The 12,122-nt window shown below is 72.5% G+C and carries 9 protein-coding genes; 3 read left to right on the forward strand and 6 right to left on the reverse strand.

All coding sequences use genetic code 11. The features are described 5' to 3' along the window. Positions 1-57 precede the first annotated feature (57 nt). The 4 genes from H9640_RS17515 to guaB1 all read right to left on the reverse strand — a co-directional run bounded on the left by H9640_RS17515 (position 58) and on the right by guaB1 (position 3,782). Positions 58-504 (reverse strand): DUF1801 domain-containing protein, encoded by a 447-nt coding sequence (locus H9640_RS17515; protein ID WP_191792054.1) that lies wholly within the window; start codon positions 502-504, stop codon positions 58-60. A 179-nt stretch (positions 505-683) separates the two neighbouring features. Next, positions 684-1,592, reverse strand: coding sequence for an aminoglycoside phosphotransferase family protein (locus H9640_RS17520; RefSeq protein WP_191792055.1), 909 nt, complete (start codon positions 1,590-1,592; stop codon positions 684-686). Beyond that, positions 1,592-2,224 (reverse strand): NUDIX hydrolase, encoded by a 633-nt coding sequence (locus H9640_RS17525; RefSeq protein WP_191792103.1) that lies wholly within the window; start codon positions 2,222-2,224, stop codon positions 1,592-1,594. Before H9640_RS17525 ends, H9640_RS17520 begins: the two co-directional genes overlap by 1 nt. 109 nt (positions 2,225-2,333) lie before the next feature. After that, a complete protein-coding gene (guaB1, locus tag H9640_RS17530; protein ID WP_191792056.1) occupies positions 2,334-3,782 on the reverse strand; it encodes a GMP reductase in 1,449 nt (482 codons plus the stop codon). A 152-nt stretch (positions 3,783-3,934) separates the two neighbouring features. On the opposite strand from guaB1, the gene dxs reads away from it, so the two are divergent. Continuing rightward, on the forward strand, positions 3,935-5,845 hold the full coding sequence (gene dxs, locus H9640_RS17535) for a 1-deoxy-D-xylulose-5-phosphate synthase (RefSeq protein ID WP_191792057.1): 1,911 nt from the start codon (positions 3,935-3,937) through the stop codon (positions 5,843-5,845). A 112-nt stretch (positions 5,846-5,957) separates the two neighbouring features. On the opposite strand, the gene H9640_RS17540 is transcribed toward dxs, so the two are convergent. After that, positions 5,958-7,100, reverse strand: a complete 1,143-nt coding sequence (locus H9640_RS17540) for a carboxylate-amine ligase (protein WP_191792058.1) — start codon at positions 7,098-7,100, stop codon at positions 5,958-5,960. A gap of 586 nt (positions 7,101-7,686) precedes the next feature. Here H9640_RS17540 and pflB point away from each other — a divergent pair. Further along, complete coding sequence (gene pflB, locus H9640_RS17545) at positions 7,687-9,969, forward strand: formate C-acetyltransferase (protein WP_191792059.1); 2,283 nt, start codon at positions 7,687-7,689, stop codon at positions 9,967-9,969. A gap of 21 nt (positions 9,970-9,990) precedes the next feature. Continuing rightward, positions 9,991-11,001: a pyruvate formate-lyase-activating protein gene (gene pflA / locus H9640_RS17550; RefSeq protein WP_191792060.1), complete on the forward strand. Its 1,011-nt coding sequence runs from the start codon at positions 9,991-9,993 to the stop codon at positions 10,999-11,001. Positions 11,002-11,064: 63 nt separating this feature from the next. On the opposite strand, the gene H9640_RS17555 is transcribed toward pflA, so the two are convergent. Then, entirely contained in the window at positions 11,065-12,042 is a 978-nt protein-coding gene (locus tag H9640_RS17555; protein ID WP_191792061.1) for an alpha/beta fold hydrolase, read from the reverse strand. Positions 12,043-12,122 lie beyond the last annotated feature (80 nt).

A 12,122-nucleotide genomic window follows, 5' to 3' on the forward strand; every position in this document is an offset into this window, starting at 1 on the left:
GAGCACGACGACGGGGCGTCCCACCTTCGGGTGGGGCGCCCCGTCGTCGTGCTCCGGTCAGGACGAGGAGTCGCGCGCCCGCTGGGTGAACGTGCCCGCCGTCACGGCCTCGTACGACCGGCGCACGATCTCCTCCAGGACGCCGAGGTCGTTCGTCGACAGGTCCTTGAGGTACACGCACACGAGACCGGTGGTGTGCGGGCCGAGGCGCGCGAGCAGGTCCTCGTGGGCTCCCGTGCCGTCCGGCAGGTACACCGTGGACGCGGCCTTGCGCGGCGAGAACCCCGCCGCTCCCGCGTCGCCCTGGCGGCCGCTCGCGTACTCGTAGTGGTACTGGCCGAACCCGATGATCGACGGCCCCCACATCACGGGCGGTTCCCCCGTGACCCGCTGCATGAGGGCGAGGAGCGTGTCCGCGTCGCGACGGCGGACCGCGTGGGTGACGGTCGCGAGGAACGCGTCCACGTCGCCGTCGTGCGGGCGGGTCTTGTTGTCCGTGGCCATGTGCCAGTATCTCGCCGCTGGGTGCCGGTGGCACGCATTGCTCGTCGGCGAGATGCTGCTCGTTGTCGTTCGTCGGGCGGCGAACCCGACAACGAGCAGCATCTCGCGAGGCGGCCCGGGGCCCGAGTCGCGATCGCGGTCGTCCGTCGGCGGGGCGCCGTGTGCCCGGGACGGGCGGCTCAGTCGTCGCCGAGCACCTGCGCGAGCGTCTGGGCGCCCAGCTCGGCGAACGACGGGTTGTCGTCGGAGTGGGCCGCGAAGGCCGTGCCGAGGACCAGCGCCCACCCACGGGCTCGCTCCCACGTCGCGTCGTCCGTTCCGCACCGCGCGGTCACGGCGTCGCGGAACACACGGCGTCCCGCGGCGTCGAACGTGAGCCAGGCGGTCGCGAGATCGGTGGCCGGGTCGCCGCTCGTCATGTCTCCGAAGTCGACCACGGCCCCCAGCCGGTGGTCGCCGGGCGCGAGCACCAGGTTCGCCGGGTGCAGGTCGCCGTGCAGCCACAGCGCCGGCCCGTCCCACGGGGGAACCTCGACGAGGCGGGACCACAGGTCGAGGAGGGCGCCGTCGTCGGGCACGTGGCCCAGCAGGAGGCGCTCCCGGACCGACTCGTCGCGAGCGGCCAGGGGGACGCCGCGGAACGGGTTGACGGGCGCCTCGGGCGGGGCCGGGACGTGCAGGGCCGCGAGGAAGGCGGCGAGGTCGGGGGCGAACGCGCGGCGCAGCGCGGGGTCGACCGCGAGGGCGCTCAGCCCGTCGAACCACGGGACGATGCTCCACGACCAGGGGAAGGAGGGGCCCGCAGACCCGTCGGAGGGAAGCCCGACCCGCACGGGAGCGGGGACCGGTACCGGGAGGTGCGGTGCGAGCACCGGGAGCCACTCCTGCTCGTGGCGCACGAGCGCGGCCGCGAGCTCGCGGCGCGGGACCCGCACCGCGAGCTCGTCGCCCAGGCGCAGCACCACGTTGTCCCAACCGTTCGCGACGACCTCCAGGGGCAGGCCGGCCAGGTCGGGGTGCTGAGCGGCGAGCAGGGCGCGCACGAGGTCGGCCGTGACGTCGACCTCCGCGGCGGGCCGCAGTGCCACTAGACCGGCACCTCGACCGTGCGCGCCGCGTCCCACGGCTCGGCCCAGCCCAGCCGGTCCAGGAGCGCGTCGAGGATCGCGCCCGTGAACCCCCACACGAGGTGCTCGCGCCCGTCCGCGGACACCAGGAACGCGGGGCTCTTGTGCGTGTCCCGCCCACGGCGCACGACGGCGGTGCGCCGGTTCGCGGGGTCCGTCAGGTCCGCGACGGGCACCCGGAAGACGTGCGCGGACTCGGCAGAGTCGACCACGGCCACGGGCGTGGGACGCGCCCACCAGCCCAGGACGGGGGTCACGAGGTGGTTGCTCACGGGCAGGGGGAGCGGGGACAGCGTCCCCAGGACCTCGACCCCGTCACGGTCGAGCCCGGTCTCCTCGACGGCCTCGCGCAGGGCCGCGTCGACCAGGTCCGCGTCCGTGTCGTCGAGGCGGCCGCCGGGGAACGAGACCTGCCCCGGGTGGTGGCTCAGCGTCGAGGCCCGTGCGAGCAGCAGCACGTCGAGGTCGGCGGCGACCGGGAGAGGCGCGGCGCCGGGCCTGGACGTGTCACGGGACGCCGCGACGTCGTCGAGCACGCCGAACAGGACCAGCACCGCGGCCTGCCGCACGCGCGACTCGTCGAGCGTGCCGATCGCGTACCGCCACGGGCGTGGCCACGGTGCGCCGTCCTGGGCGAGGGCCGGGGGGGGGGGGGGGGGGCCGCGCGGGGGGGGGGGGCCCCCCGCGCGGACGGGGAGGCCGTCACCAGCCCGCGGGCAGCGGACGCCCCTCCTCGTACCCGGCGGCCGACTGGATGCCGACCACGGCGCGCTCGGCGAACGCCTCGAGCGAGTCCGCCCCCGCGTACGTGCACGAGCTGCGCAGCCCCGCCGTGATCTCGTCGATCAGGTCCTCGACGCCCGGCCGAGCCGGGTCGAGGTACATGCGCGACGACGAGATGCCCTCCTCGTACAGCCCCTTGCGAGCCTGCTGGAACGGCGAGCCACCCGCGGTGCGGGCCGCGACCGCGCGGGCCGAGGCCATGCCGAACGACTCCTTGTACAGGCGGCCCGTGCCGTCGTCGTGCAGGTCGCCCGGGGACTCGTGCGTCCCCGCGAACCACGAACCGATCATGACCTGGGACGCGCCCGCCGCGAGAGCCAGGGCGACGTCGCGCGGGTGGCGCACCCCGCCGTCGGCCCAGACGTGCTTGCCCAGCTCGCGCGCCGCCTCGGCGCACTCGAGGACCGCGGAGAACTGCGGGCGACCCACGGCCGTCATCATGCGCGTGGTGCACATGGCGCCCGGCCCGACGCCGACCTTGACGATGTCCGCGCCCGCGGCCACGAGGTCGCGCACGCCCTCGGCCGTCACGACGTTGCCCGCGACGATCGGGACCTGCGGGTCCAGGGAACGCACGGCCTCGAGGGCCTGGAGCATCTTGACCTGGTGGCCGTGGGCCGTGTCGACCACGAGGACGTCGGCGCCCGCGGCGAGGAGCTCGGCGGCCTTCGCCTTGACGTCGCCGTTGATGCCGACGGCCGCGGCGACGCGCAGGCGGCCCGAGCCGTCCACGGCGGGGGAGTAGACGCTCGAGCGCAGCGCGCCGCGACGCGTCAGGACGCCCACGAGGCGTCCGTCGCGCACGACCGGCGCGACCTTGCGGCGCGAGCGGTGGAGCTCGTCGAACGCGGCCTCCAGACCGCCCGGTCCGGTGACGACCGACGCCTCGACCACCTGGGGGTGCGCGGACATGACCTGGCGGACCTGCGTGAAGCGGTCCACGCCCAGGCAGTCGGCCTCCGTGACGACGCCGACCGGGCGGTCACCCTCGAGGACCACGGCCGCGCCGTGGGACCGCTTGCCGATCAACGTCAGGGCCGTGTGGACCGTGTCCGTGGGGGAGACCACGACGGGGGTCTCGATGACGGGGTCCTTGCTCTTGACGTCGGCGATCACGTCCGCGACGACGTCGGTCGGCACGTCCTGCGGGATCACGACGATCCCACCGCGGCGCGCGACCGTCTCGGCCATGCGCCGGCCCGCGACGGCCGTCATGTTCGCCACGACGAGCGGGATCGTGGTGCCCGTGCCGTCGTCGGACGACAGGTCCACGTCGAAGCGCGACGTGATCTCGGAGCGGGACGGGACGAGGAACACGTCGCCGTAGGTCAGGTCTGTGGTGGGCCGCTGGCCCGGCAGGAAGCGCACCCCAGCAGTCTACGGAGGGACGCCAGAGGGGGAGGGTGGATCGGGTGCGCACCGCGTGCAGACGTCGTGACCAGCCCTTTCCGGGCGCGAGCACCCTCCCTGACGGCCTAGAGTTGTCGGGCTAGTCGAATGGCAGGCGGAACGGAGCGGTTATGACCCTGTTGAGCAGCATCACGTCCCCGGAGGACCTCCGGCGACTGACCCCCCAGCAGGTGGAGACCCTCGCCGCGGAGATCCGCGAGTTCCTCGTCTCCGCCGTCTCCCGCACGGGCGGGCACCTCGGGCCGAACCTCGGCGTCGTCGAGCTGACCCTCGCGATGCACCGTGTGTTCGACTCGCCCAAGGACTCGTTCGTGTTCGACACGGGCCACCAGTCCTACGTGCACAAGCTGCTCACGGGCCGCCAGGACTTCTCCGCGCTGCGCAAGCGCGACGGCATGTCCGGCTATCCGAGCCGCGCCGAGTCGCCGCACGACATCGTCGAGAACTCGCACGCGTCGACCGCGCTGAGCTGGGGCGACGGGATCGCCAAGGCCAACGTGGTGCGCGGCCTGCGGGACCGGCACGTCGTCTCGGTCATCGGCGACGGCGCCCTCACGGGCGGCATGGCCTGGGAGGCGCTCAACAACATCGCCGAGAGCCAGGACCGGCGCCTGGTGATCGTCGTCAACGACAACGGCCGCTCCTACTCGCCGACCATCGGCGGCATGGCGCACCACTTGTCGACCTTGCGCACCACGCGCGGCTACGAGAACTTCCTCGACTGGGGCAAGCGCACGCTCTCGCGCTCGGGCGCCCCCGGCCGGTTCGCGTACGAGTGGCTGCACGGGCTCAAGAAGGGGCTCAAGGACGTCGTCGCGCCCCAGGGCATGTTCGAGGACCTGGGCATCAAGTACGTCGGCCCGGTCGACGGCCACGACATCGAGGCCCTCGAGCACGCGTTCGTGCGGGCCCGCTCCTACGGCGCGCCCGTGATCGTGCACGTCATCACGGAGAAGGGCCGTGGCTACACCCCGGCCGAGCAGGACGTCGCCGACCGCTTCCACGCCGTCGGGCAGATCCACCCCGAGACGGGGCTGCCGGTGGCCCCCTCGCGCTTCGGTTGGACGTCGGTCTTCGCCGACGAGATCGTCACGATCGGTCGTCGCCGCCCCGACGTCGTCGCGATCACCGCGGCCATGCTGCACCCGGTGGGCCTCGCGCCGTTCGCCGAGGCGTTCCCCGAGCGCACGTTCGACGTCGGCATCGCGGAGCAGCACGCCGCGACCTCGGCCGCGGGCATGGCCTTCGCGGGCCTGCACCCGGTCGTCGCGGTCTACGCGACCTTCCTCAACCGGGCGTTCGACCAGGTCCTCATGGACGTGGCGCTGCACAAGGCCGGGGTCACGTTCGTGCTCGACCGCGCCGGCATCACGGGCGAGGACGGCGCGAGCCACAACGGCATGTGGGACATGGCGATGCTGCGCATCGTGCCGGGCCTGCACCTGGCCGCGCCGCGCGACGAGCCGACGCTGCGCGACGCGCTGCGCCACGCGGTCGACATCGACGACGCGCCCTCGGTCGTCCGCTACCCCAAGGGGGCGGTCGTCGCGCCGATCCCCGCGATCGAGACGATCGACGGTGTCGACGTCGTCGCACGCCACGACGCCGTCCCGGCCAAGAAGACCGCCTCGACCTCGACCGCCCCGGCCCGCAAGGTCCTGCTCGTGGGCGTCGGGTCGATGACCGGTACCGCGATGGCGGCCGGGGAGGCGCTCGCGGCCCACGGCGTGGACGTCACGGTCGCGTCCCCGACCTGGGTCCTGCCCATGCCGTCCGCCCTCGTGAAGCTCGCGGGCGAGCACGACCTCGTGGTCACGATCGAGGACGGCCTCGCCGACGGCGGCGTGGGCTCTCTCCTGGGGCAGCGGGCGGTCGAGGCCGGGATCACGGTGCCCGTGGTCCCGCTGGGCCTGCCCACGGTCTTCCTGGACCACATGTCGATCGACCAGGTCAAGGCCACGCACCGCCTCACGGCGCAGGACGTCACGCGCGACGCGCTCACGGCGCTCGCGCTGCTCTGACCTCCGCACGGCGGGGAGATCGACGAGGGGCGCGGACCGCACGGTCCGCGCCCCTCGTCGTGCGCTCCGGTGCAGGCCCGACGGCGCCGCTCCCCCGAGCGGCCGTCGCGCCTCAGGCCAGCGTCGCCTCCGCGGCCCGCTCGACCACGGCGCGCAGGTCGCCCGAGCTCGCGAACCACGTGCGTTGGCGTCCGGCGCCGCCGCCGTTCGACCACAGCCGTCCGAGCAGCTCGGTCACGGCGTCGAGGTCGCCCGCGTCGACGAGGGCTTCGCGCACGTGCGCGACGAGCTGGCCCACGACGTCGTGCGCGGTCGCGGGCTTCCACGTGAGGGGCGAGACCAGGTCGCCAGAGATCCCGGAGCGCCCGGCCCGCCAGGAGGCGGTGCGCAGGAGCTCGGGGTGCAGCATGGGTGCCGAGACGCCCGCGTCGGCCTCGCGCGCCGCGGTCTCGACGAGCCCGCGCGCCAGGGCCGCGAGCAGGGTCGCGGTGTCGGCGTCGAGGCACACGTCCGCGACGCGGATCTCGACCGTGGGGTAGGACGCGGACAGCCGGGCGTCGAAGTAGATCATCGCGGTGTCGAGGATCGTGCCCGTGGCGACCAGGGCGTCGACCGTGGCGCGGTACGCCTCGGGCGTGCCGAACGACGGGGCCGGGCCCGCCGTCGGCCATCGTGACCAGACCTGGGAGCGGAAGCTCGCGTACCCGCTGTCCTCGCCCTGCCAGTACGGCGAGTTGGCGCTCAGCGCGAGGAGCGGGGCGAGCCAGGGACCGATGCGGTCGAGGACCGCGACCCCCTCGGCGTCGGACGAGACCGCGACGTGGACGTGGCAGCCGCCCGTGAGCTGTTCGCGTGCCGTGAGCCCGAACGCGGCGCGCGCCGCGAGGTAGCGGAGCTTTCCGACCGTGGTGGGGGAGACGGGGACGGGCGACGTGCCGAGGGCCACGATGCGCGCGTCGCGCTGCTCGGCGGCCTTGTTGGCCCGGATGCGCCCGTCGCGGATCTCCTGGGCGAGGTCCGACAGGTCGGCGCAGGGGTGCGTGCCGGTCTCGAGCTGCTCCTCCATGAGCTCGAGCTCGAGGTCGCCGCCGGGGGCGCCGCCGGACCGGTCCGGGCGCGAGCCGCCCGACGCCCCGAGCCCTCCCTCGGTGACCTCGGTGGTGCCAGACGATTCGATGACCTCGGTCGCGACGGCGGTGGGGATGCCGTCGGGCCCGACGAGGAGGAACTCCTCCTCGACTCCCATGGTTCGCATCGAGGCAGTCTCACACGCGCGGGGGGCTCTTCGCACGCAGTGGGGCGTCCGGCTCGTGCATAGGGGCCTCGAGGCGTGTCGGACAGCTCGCCTGAGGATGCCGCTCGTCGCCGGCCCGGGCCCAGTACCGGGGGGCGACGGGCGGCATCTCGACGTGTTCTCCCGCCCGCGGCCGTGGGGACGGCTGCGTCGGTGCGCGGGCGCCCGTAGGGTGGGAATTCGAGGCGGAGCTGAGGACGGTGCGGGGGCAGGGGCGTTCCGCAAGGGACTTTGGTCCCGAGTGAGAGGTCTAAGGACTCCCATGAAAAGGTCATGTGAAGACCGTCACAAGGTGGAATGATCTCGCTTAGATGCATGTTGAAGGGCGTAGAAGGGTTGGAATTCCGCCATTCTCGAGGCGTCGAGCATCGATTCGTCGCCGCGGTCTGTGAGCCAGGTGACAGCGTCTTTGCCACGCCGACACCCTCTGCAGGTCGTAGCCTGAAAGGGCGAAGGAGAACGGCAGGACGGCACGGATTTCCCGCGTCGACCAAGGTCTTTACCCCCGCCGCGCAGGCAGCGCGGTGTGGACGTCGAGGAGAGTGATATGACCAGCATTTCCGAGGCTCGCAGCACCACTGGCGGCCAGGACGACGCGACCGTCCCCGCATGGGCCGGCTTCACCGCAGGTCCCTGGCAGGACACGGTCGACGTGCGTGACTTCATCCAGCGCAACTACACCCCGTACGAGGGTGACGACTCCTTCCTCGCCGGGCCCACCGAGCGCACGACCGGCATCTGGGCCAAGCTCTCCGAGATGTTCCCCGCCGAGCGCGAGAAGGGCATCTACGACGTCGACCCGCACACGCCCGCCGGCATCACGGCCCACGCGCCCGGGTACATCGACAAGGACGCCGAGGTCATCGTCGGACTCCAGACCGACGCCCCGCTCAAGCGCGCGATCATGCCGAACGGCGGATGGCGCATGGTCGAGGGCGCGCTCGAGACCTACGGCTACCCGGTCGACCAGGAGCTCAAGAAGGTCTTCAGCGAGTACCGCAAGACCCACAACCAGGGCGTGTTCGACATCTACCCGCCCAACGTCCGCGCCGCGCGCAGCTCGCACATCATCACGGGCCTGCCCGACGCCTACGGCCGCGGCCGCATCATCGGTGACTACCGCCGCGTCGCCCTCTACGGCGTCGACCAGCTCGTCGCCGCCAAGAAGCTCGACAAGCTGGACCTCGACACCCAGCCGTTCAGCGAGAAGATCGTGCGCGAGCGCGAGGAGCACGCGGAGCAGATCCGCGCGCTCGGCGAGCTCAAGGCGATGGCCGCCTCCTACGGCTACGACATCTCGGGCCCGGCCACCAACGCCCGTGAGGCCGTCCAGTGGCTCTACTTCGGCTACCTCGCCGCGGTCAAGGAGCAGAACGGCGCCGCGATGTCGCTGGGCCGCACCTCGACCTTCCTCGACGTGTACCTCGAGCGCGACCTGGCGAACGGTGTCATCACCGAGGAGCAGGCGCAGGAGATCATCGACGACTTCGTCATCAAGCTGCGGATCGTGCGCTTCCTGCGCACCCCCGAGTACGACTCCCTGTTCTCGGGCGACCCGACGTGGGTCACCGAGACCATCGGCGGCATGGGCGACGACGGTCGACCGCTCGTCACCAAGAACTCGTTCCGCTTCCTGCAGACGCTCTACAACCTGGGTCCGGCTCCCGAGCCCAACATGACCGTCTTCTGGAGCCCGCGCCTGCCCCAGGGCTTCAAGGACTTCTGCGCCAAGGTCTCGATCGACACCTCGGCCGTCCAGTACGAGTCGGACGAGCAGATCCGTCCCGCCTGGGGCGACGACGCCGCGATCGCCTGCTGCGTCTCGCCCATGGCGGTCGGCAAGCAGATGCAGTTCTTCGGTGCCCGCGTCAACCTCGCCAAGACCCTCCTGTACGCCATCAACGGCGGCAAGGACGAGGTCACGGGCAAGCAGGTCTCCCCGGTCGTCGCCCCCGTGCCCGAGGGCCAGCCCCTCGACTACGACGACGTCCGCGCCCGCTTCGACAAGACCATGGACTGGCTGGCCGAGACCTACGTCGAGGCGCTCAACTGCATCCACTGGTCGCACGACAAGTACGCCTACGAGCGTCTCGAGATGGCCCTCCACGACAAGGAGGTCCTGCGGACCATGGCCTGCGGCATCGCGGGTCTCGCGGTCGCGGCGGACTCCCTGTCGGCCATCAAGTACGCCACGGTCACGCCCGTGTTCGACGAGCGCGGCATCGTGGTCGACTACCAGACCGAGGGCGACTACCCCGCGTTCGGCAACGACGACGACCGTGTCGACTCGATCGCGGTCGAGCTCGTCGAGTCGTTCATGGCGAAGATCCGTTCGCACAAGATGTACCGCGACGCGCTGCCCACCCAGTCCGTCCTGACCATCACGTCGAACGTCGTCTACGGCAAGGCCACGGGCAACACTCCCGACGGCCGCCGCGCGGGCGAGCCGTTCTCCCCGGGGGCCAACCCGATGAACGGGCGCGACACGCACGGCATGCTCGCCTCGGCCCTGTCGGTCGCGAAGCTGCCGTACAACGAGGCGCAGGACGGCATCTCGCTGACCAATACGGTCGTCCCGAGCGGTCTGGGCCGCACCCGTGACGAGCAGGTCGCGAACCTCGCCGGTCTGCTCGACGCATCGGTCGGTGGAGACGGCTACCACATGAACGTCAACGTGCTGGTGAAGGAGACTCTCGAGGACGCCATGGAGCACCCCGAGAACTACCCGCAGCTCACCATCCGTGTCTCCGGGTACGCCGTGAACTTCGTGCGGCTGACCCGCGAGCAGCAGCTCGACGTCCTCTCGCGGACCTTCCACGGCGCTCTCTGAGCGCAGAACGGCGGAACCATCATGACGACTCTCTCGACGCCCGCAGCAGGCCAGGTGCCCGCGCGTGCCGCCGCCCGCTACGGGGTCGACGGGGTCGCCTCGGCTCCGCTGCCGTGGCGGACCTCCGGTGACGGCCTGGGTCACGACAGCGACCTGGACGCACCGGAGGCCCCCCGCCGCCGGACGGGGGCCGGGGTCTCCGGCCTCTCGACGGCCGAGGACCTCGACCGGCACGACAAGCTCGCGATGATGCGCTCGGGCGAGCTGGGCTCCGTCCACTCGTGGGAGCTCGTGACCGCGGTGGACGGTCCGGGCACGCGCCTGACGGTGTTCCTCAACGGGTGCCCGCTGCGGTGCCTGTACTGCCACAACCCCGACACCCTGCAGATGAAGGACGGGGAGCCGGTCACGGCCGACGAGCTGCTGGCCCGCGTCAAGCGGTACCTGCCGGTCTTCCGCGCCACCAAGGGCGGGCTGACGCTCTCGGGCGGCGAGGTGCTCATGCAGCCCGCGTTCGCCGCGCGCATCCTGCGGGGCGCCAAGGAGATGGGCGTGCACACCACGCTCGACACCTCGGGCTTCCTCGGGGCGAACCTGAGCGACGAGATGCTCGCGGACACCGACCTGGTGCTCCTCGACGTCAAGTCGGGCGACCCCGAGACCTACGAGAAGGTCACGGGGCGTGCCCTGGAGCCCACCCTGACGTTCGGGCGACGGCTCGCCGAGTCGGGCCTGCCCGGCGGGGTCACGGCCGAGCACCCGGTCGAGGTCTGGATCCGGTACGTGCTGGTCCCGGGACTGACCGACCAGGCCGAGCACGTCGACGTCGTCGCGGACTACGCGGCCTCGCTCAACGAGATCCGGCCCGGCACGGTCACCCGGGTCGAGGTCCTGCCCTTCCACCAGATGGGCCGGGACAAGTGGGAGACGCTCGGGCGCGAGTACGAGCTCACCGACACCCCGGCGCCCGACGTCGAGCTGGTCGACCGCGTGCGCGACCAGTTCCGGGCGAAGGGGCTCACGGTCTACTGACCGGCTGCCCGGCCCTGAACGACGAGCCGCGGCCCCTGGATCCTGTGATCCGGGGGCCGTTCGTCATGTCCGGGTGAGCACGGAGGTCAGCCACGGGCCCAGCACCGGCAGCACCGCATCCGGCTGCATGGCCCGGGTGTGGTCCAGGCCGTCGAGCAGGCGCACGTCCCAGCCCGCGGTGCGCAGCTCGTCGGCGTGCGCGGCGAGCGCGCCGCCGATGCTCACGTGCACCCCGCCCCACTTCTCGCCGTACTCGATCTCGTCGGCCGTCCCGGCGAACGCGAGGCGCGGGCACCTCACCTGGTCCAGCGCGGCCCGGTCGTCGAACCCGTCGAGCGCCTCGTACAGCGTCACGAACTGGCGCGTCTGGTCCTCGCCGAGCGTCATGTCGAACGCGTCCCAGTCGAAGTCCTCAGGGTCCTGAGCCGCCCCCGTGGACTCGGGTGCGGTGTCCGTCGCCGGGGCGAGCTCCTCCTGCCCGACGACGTCGCTCGTCTCGCGCTGCGCCGTCGGGCCGTCCGTGGGCTCGCCAGGCGCCGCGGGGGCTGCGGCCGTCATGGCGTGCGTCGCGCGCGTGACCGCGAGCATGCCCGCGTACGGGCCGCCCAGCGGCGGGAAGCCACCCATGACGAGAGCGCTCAGGCGCGGTGTGCGCAGCGCGAGCTGGAGGCCGCTCAGGGCGAGCCACGAGTAGCCGTAGTACGCGAAGGTCTCGGCCCCCGCGGCGTCGGCGATCGCGAGCAGGTCGGCCGCGACGTTCTCCGGGGTCAGCGAGCCCGGTGCCGGGTGAGCCATGCGGTGGCCCTCGTAGTCGGCCGCGACCACGCGGAACGTGGGGGAGAGGGCGTCGACCAGGGTCCGGCCCAGCGCAGGGTCGACGCCCCACGTCCGGAGCTCGTCGGCCTGCGGCCCCGCGGCCGGGACCGGGTTGACCGGGAGCACGACGGCGGGGCCCGTCCCCGTGACCTCGACGGGGATGGTGCTCCCGTCGTGAAGGGTCGCGGTGGTGTGGTGCGTGACCGGGGAACCGTTCGACGTCATGCGAGCCACGCTATCGCGCACCGTGGGGCGCGGTGCGAGCCCGAAATGCCTGGATCCTGGTGTCCGGATGACGGAGGATC

Source organism: Oerskovia gallyi (assembly GCF_014836745.1).
GTDB classification, from domain to species: domain Bacteria; phylum Actinomycetota; class Actinomycetes; order Actinomycetales; family Cellulomonadaceae; genus Oerskovia; species Oerskovia paurometabola.